The organism is Sphingomonadaceae bacterium OTU29LAMAA1, assembly GCA_024072375.1.
In the GTDB taxonomy this organism is placed as follows: Bacteria; Pseudomonadota; Alphaproteobacteria; order Sphingomonadales; family Sphingomonadaceae; genus Sphingomonas.
The window spans coordinates 294,365-311,239 of sequence record CP099617.1 but is presented as its reverse complement, the minus strand read 5'-3'; the positions used below and the strand labels follow the sequence as shown (position 1 = coordinate 311,239).

Below are 16,875 nucleotides of genomic sequence, written 5' to 3'. Positions count from 1 at the left end.
AATGCTGCAAGTGCGAGCATCTACGGCTGCATTCCTGACCGATAAAGATGAAGCGCATGGCCGAACACGAGCAACAGCCGGATGACAGCAGCGAATCGCACGACCAGAGTGCGGAGGACGCTCCCACCAGGCCGTCGCCGCTCAAAAGTCCGAAAGTCCGCATCATCCTGCTGCTGGTGCTCGCCGCGGCGGTGATCGGCGGCGTGCTGTGGTATGTTCGCTACCAGAGCGTCGGCAAATTCATGCAGGGCACCGACGACGCCTATATCCAGGCAGACGCGGTCACGATCTCGCCCAAGGTGTCCGGCTATGTCGACAAGGTGTTCGTCGCCGACAACCAGCAGGTGAAGGCCGGCGATCCCCTGCTGCGGATCGACGCGCGCGATTATCGCGCGCAGGCCGCGCAGGTCGAGGCGCAGATCGACGTCGCCCGCGCCAATGCCGAGGGCGTTCGCGCACAGATCCGCGAGCAACAGGCGGCGATCGACAAGGCGCGATCGGACCTTGCCGCCGCGCGCAGCGACGCCGCCTTCGCGCATGCCGAGGTCGTCCGCTACCAGCCGCTCGCCGCGTCGGGCGCCGAAACGCGCGAGAAGCTGTCGCAACTGATCAATCAGGCGCGTCAGGCCGACGCACAGGTCGCCGCCGCCAATGCAGCCCTGGTCAGCGCCACCCGTCGCGTCGGGACGTTGCAGGCGCAGGTCCAGCAGGCGCAGGCGCAGGGTCAGGCGAGTCGCGCCCAGCTGGAGGCCGCCAACGTCAACGTCGGCGCCACGATCATCCGCGCAAGCATCGACGGCCGTGTCGGCGACAAGACGGTGCGGATCGGCCAGTTCGTCCAGGCCGGTACGCGGCTGATGTCCGTCGTCCCCGTGCAGCAATTGTACGTAGAGGCGAACTTCAAGGAAACGCAGCTCGGCCTGATGCGCGTCGGCCAGCCGGTGACGCTGGAAGTAGACGCGCTGCCCGGCGTCGAGATCCGCGGCCATGTCGAGAGTGTGTCGCCCGGCACCGGTGCGCAATTCTCGCTGCTGCCGCCACAGAATGCGACCGGCAATTTCACCAAGATCGTCCAGCGCATTCCGGTCCGCATCGCGATCGACGCCGGTCAGGAAACCCGCCAGCTGCTGGTGTCGGGCATGTCGGCGGACGTCACGGTCGATACCCGCTCCGCCAAGGGCACTGTCCAGCGCATCAAGGACGAGCAGGAGCGGCATAACCAGCGGCGCGCGCGATGAGCAGCGCCGCCGCCCCGGCCGGACGTGCTCCTGCCAGACGGAATCTCGATACGCCTGAAAAGGCGGACCTCGGCGCATGGCTGGCGGTGGCGGCGGGCAGCCTCGGTGCGCTGATGGCGACGCTCGACATATCGATCGTCAATTCCGCTCTGCCCGTGATCCAGGGTGAGATCGGCGCCAGCGGCACCGAAGGCACGTGGATCGCGACCTCCTATCTGGTCGCCGAGATCATCATCATCCCGCTGGCCGCGTGGCTGGAGCGGGTGCTGGGCCTGCGCACCTTCCTGCTCATCGCCTCGGTGCTGTTCACCGCTTTCTCGGTTGTGTGTGGCCTCTCGACCTCGCTGACGATGATGATCGTCGGGCGCGCCGGGCAAGGCATCACCGGCGGCGCGCTGATCCCGACCGCGATGACGATCATCGCCACCCGGTTGCCACGCTCGCAGCAGCCGATCGGCACCGCCCTGTTCGGCGTCACCGCCATCCTCGGTCCGGTGCTCGGCCCGCTGATCGGCGGCTACCTGACCGAAAACGTCAGCTGGCATTACGCCTTCTTCCTCAACATCCCCGTCGGCGCGCTCCTGCTCGTGCTGCTGCTGGTCGGCCTGCCGCATCAAAAGGCCCACCTCGGCGAATTGCTGAAGGCCGACTGGCTCGGCATCGCCGGTCTGGCGCTCGGCCTCGGCGGACTGACCGTGGTGCTCGAAGAGGGACAACGCGAACAATGGTTCCAGTCGGCGCTGATCATCAAGCTCACCGCACTTACCGTGTTAGGGCTGGTGATGCTGTTCGCCGGGCAGTTCATCTCGCAGAAGCCGGTGGTGAAGCTGCGGCTGCTGCTCGACCGCCAGTTCGGCAGCGTCGCGACGATGGGCCTGGTGCTCGGCATGGTGCTGTACGGCAGCAGCTACGTCATTCCGCAGTTCCTGGCGGCGATTGCCGACTATAACGCTTTGCAATCGGGCAAGGTGGTGCTGCTCAGCGGCATCCCCAGCCTGTTGATGATGCCGCTGGTGCCGATCATGATCCGCCGCCTCGACATCCGGCTCGCGGTGGCGACCGGGTTGTTGCTGATGGCGCTGAGCTGTCACCTCGACACGACGCTGACCGCGGACTCGGTGGGCAGCGCCTTCACCGACTCGCAGCTGCTGCGCGGCGTCGGCACCATCTTGGGTTTCGTCTTCCTCAATCAGGCCGCGATTGCTTCGGTTCGTCCCGAGGAAGCGGGCGACGCTGCCGGTCTGTTCAGCGCCGCGCGCAACATCGGCGGGTCGTTCGCGCTCGCCGGCATCGCGACCTTGCAGGACCAGCGCAGTTACCTGCACAGCCGCCGCATCGACGAAACGCTGAACGCCAATTCGGTCGCCTTGCAGGATTACCTCGCGGGGACGGCCCGGTCGCTCGGCGATACCGCCACCGCGATCCAGTCGCTGGGTGGCACGATCCAGCGCGAGGCGCTGGTGATGACCTACAACGATCTGTTCTGGCTGCTATCGGTCGGCATCTGCTGTGTCGTGCCGCTGGTCCTGTTCCTCCGCCCGCTGCCGCATGGCAAAGTCGCGGCGATGCATTGAGGCGATGATGCGTACCCTTCCCCTTCTTGCCCTCGCTCTGACGCTGGGTGCCTGCACCGTCGGACCGAACTACGCCGGCCCGCCGAAGACGCTGTCCGACACGTCCGGCAGTACCGGCTTCAGACGCGGTGGCCAGAGCGCCAGCCCCGCTGCGCCCGCTATCGCCGCATGGTGGACGCAGCTCAACGATGCGACGCTGACCGATCTCGAACACCGCGCGCTTGCGGCAAACCCCAATATCGCGGTCGCGCAGGCCCGGCTGCGGCAGGCGCGTGCGTCGCTTCGACTGGAGCGCGCCAATCAGGCACCCAACGCCAACGTTTCGGCGACCTATCTCCACGCCCGCGTTCCCGGAATCGATCTCGGCGATGCGACCGGCGGCGGTGCGGGGGGTGGAAGCGGCAGCGATAGCGGCGCCAGTGCGGTCGATGTCTACAACCTCGGTTTCGACGCCAGCTGGGAAGTCGACCTGTTCGGCGGCCGCCGCCGCTCGGTCGAGGCGGCACGGGCGCAGGCACAGGCGGCGGAGGCGAACGTCGCCGATGCGCAGGTCAGCCTGACCGCCGATGTGGCACAGGCCTATATCAATCTGCGCGACCGGCAGCGGCGGATCACGCTGGCGCAGCAATCGGCGGGGATGCAGCAGCAGATGCTCGCGCTCACGCGGCAGCGGTTCGATCGCGGTGCCGCCTCCGCGCTCGACGTCGAGCGGCTGAGCGGGCAGGTCGAGGCGACCAATGGCCAGATCGTGCCGTTGCAGGCCGAGCTCGAAAGCTACCTCAACGCGCTCGCGGTGCTGACCGGGCAGGAGCCGGGCGCACTCGATGCGGTGCTGACGCAGCCCGCACCGGTGCCGCTGCCACCGGCGCAGGTCGCGGTCGGCGACGCCACCGCCTTGCTGCAACGCCGCCCCGATATCCGCGCCGCCGAACGCCAGCTGGCGCAACGCACGGCGCAGATCGGCATCGCCGATGCGGCGCGCTTCCCGCGGCTCAATATCCTGGGGCTGATCGGCCTCGGCGGCACTCAGCTGTCGGACATCAGCCCGGACAAGCTGCTCGGCATCGCCGCGCCGATGCTGCAATGGAATGTGCTCGACTTCGGCCGCAACCGTGCGCGCATCAATCAGGCCGAGGGGCAGCGTGACGAAGCGGAGGCGCAATATCGCGGTGCCGTGCTGACGGCATTGCGCGACGCCGAGGATTCGCTGTCGCGCTTCGGCCATCGGCGGGAAACGGTCGCCAGCCTGATGCGCAGCAAGGCGAGCGCAGACCGTGCGGCCGACCTGATGCAGCAACGCTTCCGCGCCGGCACCGCGACGCTGATCGATACGCTCGACGCCGAACGCAGCCGCGTGGCGGCGGATCAGAACCTGTCCGCGGGCCTCGCCAGCCTGACCGGCGATTTCGTATCGCTGCAAAAGGCATTGGGTTTGGGCTGGACCTACCCGGCGGCATAAAATCTATCCTGATCAGCGTGATACCGACAGCGACTGTTGCCTGACCGGGCGTCGGGGGCCTAAGGGTCGGTCATGATCCCCGTCGAAACGCCGACCGCGATCCCGGTGGACGATCCGCATGGGTCCGTACCGCAGCGATATCTGTCCTTGCTGGCCGATGTCGCCGAACGACTGCTGTCGGCGGGCAGCCCGGCGGCGATGGTCGACGAGCTGTTCGCGCTGATCCGCCGAGAACTCCGGCTCGACATCTTCTTCAACTATCGGCTGGAAGACGATCGGCTGGTCCTCGAAGCGCATGGCGGCATGACCGCGGCGGAGGCGCGCGACGGCGCCGAACTGCGGCTCGGTCAGGCAGTCTGTGGTTGCGTGGCACGGGATCGGCGACCGGTTCATGCGACAGACGTGCAATCGTCGGACGATCCCCTGCACGCATTCGTCAAGAAGCTGGGGCTGGACGCCTATGTCTGCACGCCGTTGCTGCACGGCGACCGGCTGCTGGGTACGCTCGGTTTCGGGCGGCGCTGGGCCAATTGTTTCACCGCCGACGAGATCAGCTTCCTGCACACCGTCTGTCACTACGTCGCGCTCGCGAAGTATCGGTTGCAGACCGAGGCGGAACTGCGTGACGGGGTCGAGGCCCGCGAACGATTGCTCGCCGAACTGAATCATCGCGTCCGCAATGCATTGCAGGTGGCGGTCGGGCTGGTGGCGGTTGAACTCGCCGATGCGGACGAGGACGCGCGGGCACCGCTGGCACGCGCCGTCGATCGCCTGCAAGTGCTCGCGCTCGCGCATCGTCCGCTCTACGCCGGCGAAACCCCCGACGCGATCGATCTGGGCAAATTGCTGACCGGGGTGGTTGAAGGGCGCGGCGACGGTGTCGCGCTTGGCCGGATCCATGCGGCACCGCCGGTTCCGGTCGAGATGGCGACCGCGCTGGCATTGCTGATCCACACGTTACTCGACGGTCGCAAAGCCGACGATCCCGTCGCGATCGCGATAGCCGTCGACGCGGGCCGCTTGCATGTCACGTTCGCCAATCTCGCACCGCGGGACGATCGGCAGGGTGCTGCCGCCCGCATGAAGACGGCGTTGCTGCGGCAGTTGCGCGGGACGATCGCGGTCGGCACCGAAGGCGCAACGCTCAGCATTCCACTGGATCACCGATGATGGAAGCCATCCCGCGCTCGCTCAAACTGCTCGTCGTCGAGGACGAGGCGCTGGTCGCGATGCTGGTGGAGGACGCGCTGACGCTGCACGGTCATCGGGTCGTCGGCATTGCGGATACGCTGGCCTCCGCGCTGGAGACGGCGGATCGCGAGCATCCCGATATGGCTCTATGCGACGTGAAGCTGGCCCTGGGCGACAATGGCATCGCCGTCGCGCAGGCACTTGCCGGGCGGGGCATTCCCAGCATCTTCCTCAGCGGCAATTGTCCGGCGGGTGCGGGCCACCCCCTGATCCTCGGCTGTATCGCCAAGCCGTTCCATAACGCCACGCTGGGCGATGCCGTGAACGCCGCTTATGCGATCACCCGCGGCGAAACGCCGGCACGGATGCCGTCGATGCTGACGCTCTACTGATGCCGCGTCAGCGGACCAGATAGGGAAACGACACCGAAAATCCGCTCGACGGGTTCAGCGCGTTACGCGGCCTGAACCGTAGATGCGTGACGTTGGCCTCGGACGTCCGGTTGCCCGCGACCGGCGCATAGGCCCATGTCGCGCCGTTGTCGGTGGAAAAATCGACATCGTCGGTCGTGCTGCCGGGCGTATAATTGAACGCGATGCCGGATGACGGCTGGCCATCCGCAAAGCCGATCACGGGGGCGTTCGTCCCGTCGCCGTCCAGCGCGACGCTGGTCCGGTTCGGAACCTTGTAGATCAACACGACGCCGTCCAGCGGCACGAGATCGGGATTGTCCACCCGCAGCGTCGTCCGCCCCTTGGCGCCGGGAAAGTCCAGCGGCGCCGCCGTGCCCTTCACCGGGTCCCACGTCGTGACGGACGTCAGCGCCATCGTCATCGTCACCGCCTGAACGTCGAGCGTGACGGTGATCACGCTTTTGACCGGCACCGGCGGCGTCTCGTACCCGCCGATACAGATCAGCGCGGAGATTCCTCGGCAGATCCGCCAGTCCCACGTGATCGTGATGACGTCCTTGTACTGGCCGACCGGTGGCTGCGCGCCGCTCGGTATCGTCAGGTACAGCGGCATCATCCCGTTGTTCGCGCCCAGCAGGCCCAACGCGTTGATCACGTTGTTCTGCATGTATTCGGTCGTCTTGTCCTGCGTCAGCGCGACCGTACCGCCGGGATCGGCCGCGGCGGTGTAGGCGATATCCGTCGACGCCCCCTTCAGCTTCAACCCGTTCAGGCTGGAAAAGGTCGCGCGGACCGAATTGCTGCCAAGGATCACCAGCAGGCTCGCATCGCAGGTCAGGCCAGCCGAGCCGACGATGGCAGGCACCTTGCCGGCCTGCACCGCTGCGGGCGAATAGGGCCCCGCATTCCTGGTCGCGGCGGCACTCGCATTGCACAGCGCCGCCGCTGCCGGCGTGGCGCAACAGGCCGCCGCCATCGCCGCGAACAGACCGATCCAACGAAAACGCGACATCAAACCCCCGGCGCCGATCATCTGTCGCCGACATGCGGATCGGCCGGTAAACGACCTGTTACGAAATCGAATTGGATGTTTTTGCGGCCGCCCGGCGCCGGCTGTCCGACGATCCGCCGGATGAAATGGTCGGGGCGACAGGATTCGAACCTGCGACCCCCACACCCCCAGTGTGATGCGCTACCAGGCTGCGCTACGCCCCGACCGACGGGACCGATCGCCACAAGGCCGTCGATCCCGGAGCGGGGCCTGTAGGCGGGTCGGTGCGGCGATGCAAGCCGCCTTTGCGCGACACACCCTCCACCGCAACCTCGCCACGTCCCTCCGTTGCGCAGAACCCCAAGCGATGCTAGCGCGCGGCGCTTCAGGTGCGGGGGGATTTCTCCTGCCGATCAGCCATGCACGGATCAGATGTTCATCTCCCCAGCTTATGCCCAGACCGCCGGCGCCGCCGCTGAATCCGGCGGGTTCGCCTCGCTCATCAGCTTCGCACCGCTGCTGCTCATCTTCATCGTCTTCTATTTCCTGATGATTCGCCCGCAGCAGACCCGCATGAAGGCGCTGCAGGCCGCCGTCGCCGCGGTGAAGAAGGGTGACAGCGTCGTCACCGCCGGCGGCATCATCGGCCGCGTGACCAGGGTCGAGGACGCGATCGTCGAGGTGGAGGTCGCCCCCAACACCCGCATCCGCGTGGTCAAGGCGACCATCGCCGAGGTGACCGGCCTCAACTCGAAGCCGGCGAACGACTGATGCTCGACTTCCCGCGTTGGAAGGTGGTGTCGATCTGGGCCGTGCTGGCGTTGCTGTGCGCGCTGGCAATCCCGACGTTCCTGCCTGAATCGACCACGGCCAACTGGCCGTTCGCGCCGCGCGTCAACAAGGGCCTCGACCTTGCCGGCGGCAGCTACCTGATGCTGGAAGCGGATACGCAGGATCTCGCGAACACGCGGATCGAGGCGTTGCGCGAACAGATCCAGGGCACGATGCGCAACGGCACGCCGCGGATCCAGATCGGCGACATCTCGACGCGCAACAACCAGATCAGCTTCATGCTGCGCGATCCGAGCCAGGTCGACGCGGCGCGCGAACGCCTGCTCGGCATCACCGGCGGCGGCGCAGGCATGACCGGCCAGCGCGAATGGGACATCCAGGTCGTCGATTCGAGCCGTTTCGTGCTCAGCCCGACGCAGGCCGGGATGAACGAGGCGATCAAGACCGCGATGGAGGACGCGACCGACGTCGTCCGCCGCCGCATCGACGAACTCGGCACCCGCGAACCGACCATCGTCCGCCAGGGCGACAACCGCATCCTCGTACAGGTGCCGGGCCTCGGAAATCCGCAGGCGTTGAAGGACCTGCTGGGCAAGACCGCACGCCTCGAATTCAAGCTCGTCGATACGACCGCCAACGATCCGGCGCAGCTCGCCAAGGGCATCGCGCCGATCGGCAGCCAGGTGCTCCCCTACCCCGGCAACCCGTCGGGCATTCCCTTCATCGCGGTCAAGCGCTCGGTCATCATCTCGGGCGACCAGCTGGCGGATTCGCGTCAGGCGTTCGACCAGCAGACCAACCAGCCGAACGTCCAGATCACGTTCAACGCGGTCGGCGGCAACCGCTTCGCCCGCGTGACGCAGCAGAACACCGGCAAGCCGTTCGCAATGATCGTCGACAACAAGGTGATCTCCGCACCGAACATCAACGAACCGATCCTCGGCGGCAATGCGGTGATCAACGGCGGCTTCACCGTCGAAAGCGCCAACGAACTCGCCATCGCGCTGCGCTCGGGCAAGCTGCCCGTCGCCCTCAAGGTCATCGAGGAATCGACCGTCGGACCCGATCTCGGCGCCGACTCGATCCGCGCCGGCATCCTCGCCTGCTCGGTCGCGGTCGCGCTCGTCGTCGTCTTCATGTTCCTGACCTATGGCCGCTTCGGCCTCTATGCGAACCTCGCGGTCGTCATCAACGTGTTCGTCATCCTCGGCGTCCTCGCGATGCTGAAGGGGACGCTGACCCTGCCGGGCATCGCCGGCTTCGTGCTGACGATCGGTACGGCGGTCGACGCCAACGTGCTGATCAACGAACGCATCCGCGAGGAACGCCGTCGTGGGCGATCCGTCGTCCAGGCGGTCGAACTCGGCTACAAGGAAGCTAGCCGCACCATCTTCGAAGCCAACATGACGCATGCCATCTCGGGCATCATCATGTTCATCCTGGGCTCCGGCCCGGTGAAGGGTTTCGCCGTCGTGCTGCTGATCGGCATCGTCACCTCGGTCTTCACCGCCGTCACGTTCACGCGCATGCTCGTCGTGCTGTGGATCCGGCGCGAGAAGCCCAAGACGATCAACATCTGAGGCGAAAGGCCAAGATATGCGCCTCCTGAAAATCGTACCCGATCACACCAACATCGATTTCGTCTCGTTACGCGGCTGGGCGTTCGGGCTGACCCTGCTGCTCAGCATCCTCGCGGTCGGCCTCACCGGCGTGAAGGGCCTGAATTTCGGCGTCGACTTCGCCGGCGGCCTGATGATCGAGGAGAAGTTCCCGACTCCGCCCGATCAGGACAAGGTCCGCACGGTCGTCGACAATCTCGGCGTCGGCGATGCCGCGCTCCAGCAGTTCGGCGATCCGCGCACGCTGGTCATCCGTCTGCCCGTGCAGGACGGTGCCGATGAAGGCGCCACCAACGCCGTGGTCAAGAAAGTGGAAACGGCGCTCGGGCAGGCGTTTCCCGGCGCGACGTTCAGCCGCTATTCGACCGTGTCGAGCAAGGTTTCGGGCGAGCTCATCCGCAACGGCGTACTTGCCGTCGTCCTCGCGGTGCTCGGCATCGGCCTGTTCGCGATCGTCCGCTTCGAATGGCAGTTCGGCGTCTCGACCATCGTCGCGATCGTCCACGATCTGCTGATGACGGTCGGTTTCTTCGCGTTGAGCCAGTTTGAATTCGACCTCAACATCGTCGCGGCGGTCCTCACCATCATCGGCTATTCGATCAACGACAAGATCGTCATCGATGATCGCATCCGCGAGAACATGCGCCGCTATCGCAAGATGGAGATGCGCGAGATCGTCAATCTGTCGGTTAACGAAACGCTGCCACGCACCGTCATGACCTCGGTCACGATCCTGCTCGCGCTGGTCGCGATGCTGGCGCTCGGCGGCCACGTGCTGCGCGGCTTCACCGCCGCGATGATCCTCGGCATCGTCGTCGGCACCTATTCGTCGATCTACGTGTCGTCGTCGCTGCTCATCACGCTCGGCCTGCGCGCCGAGCCGGACACGACGGAGCGCCCCGATCGCCGCAGCATGGACAACGCCGAGCGGGTCGCCCCGCGGGAGCGTTGATGCGATGCGGATGGAGCGGGAACAGCAGGCCGGCGGACCGATCGTCCGCGGCTTTGCCGGCAGCGGTTTTCGCGTCGATGACGAAACGGTCTATAGCGCGCTGCTGCTGACGCCGGAAACGGCGGCGGAATGGACGCCGCCGCCGCTCGACCTGCTGGACGAATCGGCGTTGCAGCCGCTGATCGATCTGGCTCCCGAATTCATCCTGATCGGTACGGGCGGCACGCTGGTCCGGCCGCCGGTCGGGCTGGTCCGCGCGATCGAGGATCGCGAAATCGGGGTCGAGGCGATGGATAGCCGCGCCGCTGCCCGCGCCTGGGGTGTGCTGCGCGGTGAAGGTCGGGTCATCGGCGCCGCGCTCTATCCTCTCGACGCCTGACGCTGCCGCGGCGTCCGCCGCCTTCCCCGCGCCACCAGGGCGGCCAGATGCGCCACCAGCGCGGCGCGATTGGCTTCCCATGTGAAATCGGTTGCAGCAGCGCGCACGGCGTCCGGCTCGGGCGGATGCGCCAGCACGTCGGCGATGCCAACCGCGATATTGGCGGGATTGCCGGCGACGATCCGCCCTGCATCACGCGTCCGCACGACCTCGCGCGCGCCGCCGGCATCGGAAATCACGATCGGCGTTCCGCACGCGAGCGCCTCCAGCCACGCATTGGCCAACCCTTCGGATGTCGAGGCCAACGCCATGACGTCTGCCGCACCGATGATCGCCGGCAGGTCGGCATGCGCGATCCCGCCGAGCAGTCGCACGCGATCCGCCACGCCCAGTTCCGCCGCCAGGGCCTTCAACCGGCCGTGCTCCGGCCCCTGACCGGCGATCGCCAGCGTTACCCCGGGCAAAACGGCGATCGCGTGCAGCACCAAGTGATGCCCCTTGCGCGGTATGAGCGCGCCGAGCGACAGCACCAGCGGGCCGTCCACGCCCAGTGCCGCTTTGGCGTTCCTGCGATCGATCGGACGAAAGCGGTCCAGATCGACGCCGGTATGATGAACCCTGACGCGCTCGCCCGGAATCCCGATGCCGGCCATGTCGGCGCGCATCGCCGCACTGACCGCCAGCAGCCCGTCGGCCGCCTGCCCCGCCGCTACGACCTGTGCGGCGGTCGCTCCGCTCGTCCCCCAGTGATGGATGTCGGCGCCCCGCGCCTTGATCGATACGGGCACGCCATAGCGTTCGCCCAGCGCCACCGCCGCGGGGCCATCGGGAAAGAAGAACGACGCATCGATCACGTCGAACGGAAAATCGTGCCGGATCCTGTCCAGCAGCGGCTCCAGCGCGCGCAGAAGATGGTGCGCGTGCCAGCGCCCGCCCACTGCCGGGATACTGGTGAAGCGCGGTCTGTACACGTCGATCCCGCGCCACATCTCGCGTTCCGGTAGCGACAGCTTGTCGGCATGCTGGATCAGCGCCAGCGGCCCCGGTGGCAGGCCGATCGGCGCGACCACCTTCACCTCGACACCGTCCGTCGCCGCCAGTCCGGCTGTCTGCCGCTCGACGAAAATGCCGAAATTTGGTCGCGTCGCGTCCGGGAACAGGGTGGAGAGTGTCAGGACCCGAAGCATAAGGCGCCACGCTAATGCTTCGGGGTTAACGCTTTCCGTCAGATACGCGTCGTGCCTGGATAGGCGAACAACAGGTCGGCGTCGGCGCTGGTCGTGATCGTCTCGGCGCCGGTGACGGTCACGCACTCACCCGCCTTGAAGGCGACGCCCGCGACTGCGCCCGATCCGGTGATCGGCACCAGCCAGCCGGTCTGACCCTCCGCCAGCGCGACGTCGCGCGTTCCGCCGGTCCAGCGCTCCAGCACGAACTTCGGCCCTTCGACCAGAATGTCGCGTCCCGCGCCGGCCGCGCCGGGAGACGTGATGGGCCGATACGGCGTCAGGTGCGACACCGCGACACCGTCATCCAGATGCAATTCGCGATCGCTGCCGTAATCGTACAGGCGATACGTCGTCTCGCTGTTCTGCTGCACCTCGATCAGCGTCAGTCCGGCGCCGATCGCATGGATCGTTCCCGATGGCGCATAATAGAAATCGTCGACCTTGATCGGCACCCAGTCGAGATCGTCCTCGATCGACCCGTCCTGCGCGTCGGCCCGTAACTGCTCCGCCGTCATCGGTGCCTTCGGTCCCAGCGCGATCGTCGAATCGGGTTTGGCCGCCAGGATCGTCCAGCATTCGTCCTTGCCGCGCGGCAGGCCGCGGGCATGTGCCTGCTCGTCGTCGGGATGGACCTGCACGGACAGCTTCTGTCCGGTAAACAGATATTTGATCAGCAGGTCGGGCGTGGTGTCGCCCGGTTCCTGGAACCAGATTTCGCCCACCGGCGCGCCGTCCTTCGGCGCGTCCTCGAACCCGAAGCCCAGATCGTGCCGGCCCCACGGCTTTTCGACGCGATGGGTATGAAGCAACGTAGCGGGCATGCGGGTCCTTTCGTGATCGAAACCAGTGAGCGCAACGTGCGACGGAAGGGATTGTTCGCGAGGCCGCGCTTACGCTAAGAGCCTTAGCCGATGCGTACCCCACAGTCCAAGGCGCTTGCCGCAGCGCTGATCGCCGTCCTCGCGCTTCCCATTGCGGGCTGCGCCCGCAATCGTGCGAAGTCCGACCTGCCCTATGTCGCCCGCGACGTCGGCACGCTCTACTCGACCGCGCGCAAGCGGCTCGATCAGGGGCGCTACAAGGAAGCGGCGGTGCTGTTCGACGAGGTCGAGCGCCAGCACCCCTATTCGGTTTGGGCCCGCCGCGCGCAGCTGATGAGCGCGTTCAGCTATTATCTTAATCGCGACTATACCGAGAGCATCCAGTCGGCGCAGCGCTTCCTGTCCGTCCACCCCGGCAACCGCGATGCGCCTTATGCCTATTATCTCGTCGCGCTCAGCTATTACGAACAGATCCGCGACGTCACCCGCGATCAGAAGATCACGCTGCAGGCGCTGAACGCGCTGGGCGAACTGACGCGCCGCTATCCCAACTCCCGTTACGCGTCCGACGCCCGTCTGAAGATCGACCTCGTCAACGATCACCTCGCCGGCAAGGAGATGGAGATCGGGCGCTTCTACGAGACGCGCGGGCAGTGGCTGGCGGCAACGCTGCGCTTCCGCACCGTCATCGACAAATACCAGACGACGACCCACACCCCGGAGGCGTTGATGCGCCTGACGGAGAGCTATCTCGCCGTCGGACTGCCCGACGAGGCGCAGAAGGCGACGGCCGTACTGGGGGCGAACTATCCCGGCAGCGACTGGTATGGTCAGGCCTACAAGCTGATGCAGAAGCATCCGCCGCAGGCCGTGGCCGCCGTCGCGCCCGGGCAGCCGGTTGTCCCGGTCGGGACACCGGGATCGCAGAATATGTCGCTGCCCGGCGAATCCGGCACCACGACTCCCAAGGCGGAAGCACCCGCTCCGCCGACGCCGGTCGCGCCGAGCGGCGGGACGAACGGCGCGCCGGTCCCGACGACGGAAACGCCGACGACGTAAGGGGAAGGAGCCGGAACGTCCGGCTCTTGCTCACTTTCCTGCGGGAACGGAACATTTAAGGATCAACATCGCCGCAACGCACGCTATATCGGCGGAGATGCTGACTGCGCTGTCCATTCGCGATGTGGTACTGATCGAGGCGCTCGATCTGGAATTCCAGTCCGGGCTCGATGTGCTGACCGGCGAAACCGGTGCGGGCAAGTCGATCCTGCTCGATGCCCTTGGCCTGGCGCTCGGCGGTCGCGGCGAAACCGGCCTCGTCCGCCACGGCGCGGCGCAGGCGGTGGTCACCGCCACGTTCGATCCGCCCGCCGGGGCGCTCGCCGCATTGCTCGACGACAATGGCGTGGAGGTCGAACCCGGCGAACCGCTGTTGATCCGCCGCATCGTCAAGGCCGACGGTGGCAGCCGTGGATTCGTCAACAATCAGCCCGCCGGCGCCGCCCTGCTGCGCGAAATGGCACCCCTGCTCGTAGAAATACATGGCCAGCACGACGACCGCGGCCTCCTCAACCCACGTGGCCATCGGGTTCTGCTCGATGCCTTCGGCAGGGTCGATCCCGATGATACCGCACGCGCCTGGGCAACGTTCCGGGCTGCGGAGGCGAAGCTTGCTGACGCGCGCGCGGAGATCGAGACGGCCGCGCGCGACCGTGAATGGCTGGAGCATGCCGTCGGCGAATTGACCGCTCTGGCCGCCGAACCCGGCGAAGAGGAATCGCTCGCCGATAAACGCCGGGGAATGCAGCGTGCCGAAAAGGTCGCCGACGATCTCGCTGCGATCGATTCGTATCTGGAGGGGTCGGACGGCGGACTCGCCCGATTACGACAGGCGGCGCGCGTTCTCGAACGGATTGCCGGCGATCATGCCGCGCTCGGCGAAGCACTCGCCGCGATCGACCGCGCGGTGATCGAGGCGTCGACGGCCGAGGAACAATTGGTCGAGGCCCGCCGCGATCTCGCGTTCGACCCGCGTGCGCTTGAGGACGACGAAGCGCGACTGTTCGAATTACGCGGCATGGCGCGTAAACATCGCGTGCAACCCGACGAGCTCGCCGCACTCACCGAAGAACTGCGCACGAAGCTGGAGCGGCTCGATGCAGGCGAAGACGGCATCGCCCTGCTTGAAACTGCTGTCGCCGCCGCACGGGCGGATTACGACGCCGCCGCCGATATCCTGTCGCAACGCCGCCATGCCGCCGCCGAACGGCTCGACGCCGTCGTTGCCGGCGAGCTTGCTCCGCTAAAGCTCGACGCCGCGCGGTTCCGCACCGTCGTTGTCACCTCATCGCAAGACGGCTGGTCGTCACACGGCAAGGATCGGGTGGAGTTCGAAATCGCGACCAATCCAGGCGCCCCCTTCGCCCCACTCGCAAAGGTCGCATCGGGCGGGGAACTGTCCCGCTTCATCCTGGCGCTGAAGGTTGCGCTTGCGGAGGAAGGCGGCGCGGCAACGATGATCTTCGATGAGATAGATCGCGGGGTCGGCGGGGCGGTGGCGAGCGCAATCGGTGAACGCCTTGCGCGGCTCGCCGAACACACTCAGCTGCTAGTCGTTACCCATTCGCCGCAAGTCGCCGCACGCGGTGCCGAGCATTTCCTGATCGCCAAGAGCCACGACGGCATCGTCACCCGCACCGGGGTTCGTAGCCTCGGCGAGGACGAACGTCGCGAGGAGATCGCACGCATGCTGTCCGGCGCGGTCGTCACCGACGAAGCCCGCGCGCAAGCGAAGCGGTTGCTGGAGACGGCCTGAGCCGCCTAAGGCTCAGATCGCGCCGGTGCCGCCGTTTGCGCCGAACACGCTGCCAGTGGTGAAGCTGATCATCGGATCGGCCAGCGTCACGTATAGCCCGGCGAGTTCGACCGGCTGCCCCGCACGGCCGAGCGGCGTATCCTGCCCAAATTCTCCGAGCTTACCCGGCAGTTGCCCTCCGGCGACCTGCAACGGCGTCCACACCGGCCCCGGCGCCACCGCGTTGACACGAATGCCTTGTTTGGCGACCTGTTTCGCCAGTCCCTTGGTGAAGATCAGTATGCCCCCCTTCGTCGTGGCGTAGTCGAGCAGTTCCTCGCCGGGGTCGACCGAATTGACCGACGCGGTGTTGATGATCGCCGCACCCGGCTTCATCAGCGGCAGCGCCGCCTTGGACAGGTGGAACATCGCGTACAGGTTGGTCTTCATTGTCCGGTCGAATTGTTCGGCCGTAATCTCCGCGATCGAGGCCTTGGACTGCTGGTATGCTGCGTTGTTCACCAGAATATCCAGCCCGCCAAGCTCCCGATTGGCGCGCGCGATCAGATCGCGGCAGAACTTCTCGTCGGTCAGATCGCCCGGGATCAGCACCACCTTTCGGCCCTCGGCGCGGAGCAGCTTCGCGACATCCTGAGCGTCGGGTTCTTCGGTAGGATAATAATTTATCGCTATGTCCGCGCCTTCCCGTGCGAAGGCGATCGCGGCAGCGCGACCGATCCCCGAATCGCCACCTGTGACCAGCGCCTTTCGGCCGGTCAGTCGCCCCGATCCGCGGTAGCTCGCCTCACCGCAGTCCGGCACCGGCCGCATCTCGCGCTGGAGTGCCGGCCACTTCTGGCGCTGTTCGGGAAATGGCTGGCTGGTGTATTTCGTTTGCGGGTCGGATGGCGGTGCGGCCTGCGCGAAAGCGGGGCCTGCCGCTGCGGCGACGCCTGCGACGGCGGCACCCTTGAACAGATCGCGGCGATTGGTCTGGTCAGTCATGGCGGAAGCTCCCGGTATGTTCGTGACAGAATCGCGTGCCGACCCGGTTGGTTCATCGCAGGTTCGAAATTAACTCAACCACTTGCCAGAAAGACGCCGGGCGTCGAGGAAGCCGCCCATGCGCGGCAGGGACATGGAATCGCGGATCGCGCTGGCGATGCTGCCGCTGGGCGCCATCATGATGCTCGCGGCGGCGCTCGGCTTCGTCGCCGTCGCAGCGCTCGCCATCGATCTCGCGTGGCGACAGCCGCCGCATGCCGGCCTGTGGCTGTTGTGGTGCCTTGCGGCCCTGACGGTCGCTGCCGTTAACCTGCGCCAGGGCATCGAGACGATGGCGACGTTCGACTGGCATGTCGCCGTCGTTCCGCTGCTGCTGTCGACCGTCATCACCACCATCTGTCCCGCATTCTGGCTGTGA

Annotated in this window: 16 protein-coding genes and 1 tRNA gene; 12 read left to right on the top strand and 5 right to left on the bottom strand. The window is 66.6% G+C overall.

Annotation, left to right across the window (positions count from 1 at the left end):
• Positions 1-56: 56 nt before the first annotated feature.
• The 5 genes from NF699_01815 to NF699_01795 all read left to right on the top strand — a co-directional run bounded on the left by NF699_01815 (position 57) and on the right by NF699_01795 (position 5,854).
• The gene (locus NF699_01815; GenBank protein ID USU05463.1) at positions 57-1,238 is read left to right on the top strand and encodes an HlyD family secretion protein; all 1,182 of its coding nucleotides are present in this window, start codon (positions 57-59) and stop codon (positions 1,236-1,238) included.
• Complete coding sequence (locus tag NF699_01810) at positions 1,235-2,812, top strand: multidrug efflux MFS transporter (GenBank protein ID USU05462.1); 1,578 nt, start codon at positions 1,235-1,237, stop codon at positions 2,810-2,812. Before NF699_01815 ends, NF699_01810 begins: the two co-directional genes overlap by 4 nt.
• Before the next feature lie 7 nt (positions 2,813-2,819).
• Positions 2,820-4,271: an efflux transporter outer membrane subunit gene (locus tag NF699_01805; GenBank protein ID USU05461.1), complete on the top strand. Its 1,452-nt coding sequence runs from the start codon at positions 2,820-2,822 to the stop codon at positions 4,269-4,271.
• A 72-nt stretch (positions 4,272-4,343) separates the two neighbouring features.
• Positions 4,344-5,441, top strand: coding sequence for a GAF domain-containing protein (locus NF699_01800; GenBank protein ID USU05460.1), 1,098 nt, complete (start codon positions 4,344-4,346; stop codon positions 5,439-5,441).
• Positions 5,438-5,854 carry a response regulator gene (locus NF699_01795; GenBank protein ID USU05459.1) on the top strand — a complete coding sequence of 139 codons (417 nt, stop codon included), beginning with the start codon at positions 5,438-5,440 and terminating at the stop codon, positions 5,852-5,854. Before NF699_01800 ends, NF699_01795 begins: the two co-directional genes overlap by 4 nt.
• A gap of 7 nt (positions 5,855-5,861) precedes the next feature.
• Here NF699_01795 and NF699_01790 read toward each other — a convergent pair whose 3' ends face one another.
• Positions 5,862-6,887 (bottom strand): spore coat protein U domain-containing protein, encoded by a 1,026-nt coding sequence (locus NF699_01790; GenBank protein ID USU05458.1) that lies wholly within the window; start codon positions 6,885-6,887, stop codon positions 5,862-5,864.
• Between the two features lie 126 nt (positions 6,888-7,013).
• Positions 7,014-7,090, bottom strand: a tRNA-Pro gene (locus NF699_01785).
• A gap of 208 nt (positions 7,091-7,298) precedes the next feature.
• On the opposite strand from NF699_01785, the gene yajC reads away from it, so the two are divergent.
• The 4 genes from yajC to NF699_01765 are packed head-to-tail and all read left to right on the top strand — an operon-like array spanning position 7,299 to position 10,608.
• Positions 7,299-7,637: a preprotein translocase subunit YajC gene (gene yajC, locus NF699_01780; GenBank protein ID USU05457.1), complete on the top strand. Its 339-nt coding sequence runs from the start codon at positions 7,299-7,301 to the stop codon at positions 7,635-7,637.
• On the top strand, positions 7,637-9,238 hold the full coding sequence (secD, locus tag NF699_01775; GenBank protein USU05456.1) for a protein translocase subunit SecD: 1,602 nt from the start codon (positions 7,637-7,639) through the stop codon (positions 9,236-9,238). The genes yajC and secD overlap by 1 nt, the downstream gene beginning before the upstream one ends.
• A 16-nt stretch (positions 9,239-9,254) precedes the next feature.
• Positions 9,255-10,229 (top strand): protein translocase subunit SecF, encoded by a 975-nt coding sequence (gene secF, locus NF699_01770; protein USU05455.1) that lies wholly within the window; start codon positions 9,255-9,257, stop codon positions 10,227-10,229.
• 10 nt (positions 10,230-10,239) lie between these two features.
• Positions 10,240-10,608: an MTH938/NDUFAF3 family protein gene (locus NF699_01765; protein USU05454.1), complete on the top strand. Its 369-nt coding sequence runs from the start codon at positions 10,240-10,242 to the stop codon at positions 10,606-10,608.
• On the opposite strand, the gene NF699_01760 is transcribed toward NF699_01765, so the two are convergent.
• Positions 10,590-11,795, bottom strand: a complete 1,206-nt coding sequence (locus NF699_01760; protein ID USU05453.1) for a glycosyltransferase — start codon at positions 11,793-11,795, stop codon at positions 10,590-10,592. The genes NF699_01765 and NF699_01760 overlap by 19 nt on opposite strands.
• A gap of 38 nt (positions 11,796-11,833) precedes the next feature.
• Entirely contained in the window at positions 11,834-12,658 is an 825-nt protein-coding gene (locus tag NF699_01755) for a class I mannose-6-phosphate isomerase (GenBank protein ID USU05452.1), read from the bottom strand.
• Between the two features lie 90 nt (positions 12,659-12,748).
• Between NF699_01755 and NF699_01750 the strand changes: the two genes are divergently transcribed.
• Both NF699_01750 and recN read left to right on the top strand, forming a co-directional pair.
• Entirely contained in the window at positions 12,749-13,717 is a 969-nt protein-coding gene (locus tag NF699_01750; GenBank protein ID USU05451.1) for an outer membrane protein assembly factor BamD, read from the top strand.
• A gap of 97 nt (positions 13,718-13,814) precedes the next feature.
• Positions 13,815-15,473 (top strand): DNA repair protein RecN, encoded by a 1,659-nt coding sequence (recN, locus tag NF699_01745; protein ID USU05450.1) that lies wholly within the window; start codon positions 13,815-13,817, stop codon positions 15,471-15,473.
• 12 nt (positions 15,474-15,485) lie between these two features.
• On the opposite strand, the gene NF699_01740 is transcribed toward recN, so the two are convergent.
• On the bottom strand, positions 15,486-16,457 hold the full coding sequence (locus tag NF699_01740) for an SDR family oxidoreductase (GenBank protein ID USU05449.1): 972 nt from the start codon (positions 16,455-16,457) through the stop codon (positions 15,486-15,488).
• A gap of 118 nt (positions 16,458-16,575) precedes the next feature.
• Between NF699_01740 and NF699_01735 the strand changes: the two genes are divergently transcribed.
• Positions 16,576-16,875 (top strand): hypothetical protein, encoded by a 300-nt coding sequence (locus NF699_01735; protein USU05448.1) that lies wholly within the window; start codon positions 16,576-16,578, stop codon positions 16,873-16,875.

Bases quoted from the DNA above. Each gene is read 5' to 3' on its own strand.
- NF699_01750 (USU05451.1), top strand. From the start codon at position 12,749: ATGCGTACCCCACAGTCCAAGGCGCTTGCCGCAGCGCTGATCGCCGTC.
- secF (USU05455.1), top strand. From the start codon at position 9,255: ATGCGCCTCCTGAAAATCGTACCCGATCACACCAACATCGATTTCGTC.
- NF699_01790 (USU05458.1), bottom strand. From the start codon at position 6,887: ATGTCGCGTTTTCGTTGGATCGGTCTGTTCGCGGCGATGGCGGCGGCC.
- NF699_01810 (USU05462.1), top strand. From the start codon at position 1,235: ATGAGCAGCGCCGCCGCCCCGGCCGGACGTGCTCCTGCCAGACGGAAT.
- yajC (USU05457.1), top strand. From the start codon at position 7,299: ATGTTCATCTCCCCAGCTTATGCCCAGACCGCCGGCGCCGCCGCTGAA.
- secD (USU05456.1), top strand. From the start codon at position 7,637: ATGCTCGACTTCCCGCGTTGGAAGGTGGTGTCGATCTGGGCCGTGCTG.
- NF699_01760 (USU05453.1), bottom strand. From the start codon at position 11,795: ATGCTTCGGGTCCTGACACTCTCCACCCTGTTCCCGGACGCGACGCGA.
- NF699_01740 (USU05449.1), bottom strand. From the start codon at position 16,457: ATGACTGACCAGACCAATCGCCGCGATCTGTTCAAGGGTGCCGCCGTC.
- NF699_01805 (USU05461.1), top strand. From the start codon at position 2,820: ATGCGTACCCTTCCCCTTCTTGCCCTCGCTCTGACGCTGGGTGCCTGC.
- NF699_01765 (USU05454.1), top strand. From the start codon at position 10,240: ATGGAGCGGGAACAGCAGGCCGGCGGACCGATCGTCCGCGGCTTTGCC.
- NF699_01795 (USU05459.1), top strand. From the start codon at position 5,438: ATGATGGAAGCCATCCCGCGCTCGCTCAAACTGCTCGTCGTCGAGGAC.
- NF699_01815 (USU05463.1), top strand. From the start codon at position 57: ATGGCCGAACACGAGCAACAGCCGGATGACAGCAGCGAATCGCACGAC.
- NF699_01735 (USU05448.1), top strand. From the start codon at position 16,576: ATGCGCGGCAGGGACATGGAATCGCGGATCGCGCTGGCGATGCTGCCG.
- NF699_01755 (USU05452.1), bottom strand. From the start codon at position 12,658: ATGCCCGCTACGTTGCTTCATACCCATCGCGTCGAAAAGCCGTGGGGC.
- recN (USU05450.1), top strand. From the start codon at position 13,815: ATGCTGACTGCGCTGTCCATTCGCGATGTGGTACTGATCGAGGCGCTC.
- NF699_01800 (USU05460.1), top strand. From the start codon at position 4,344: ATGATCCCCGTCGAAACGCCGACCGCGATCCCGGTGGACGATCCGCAT.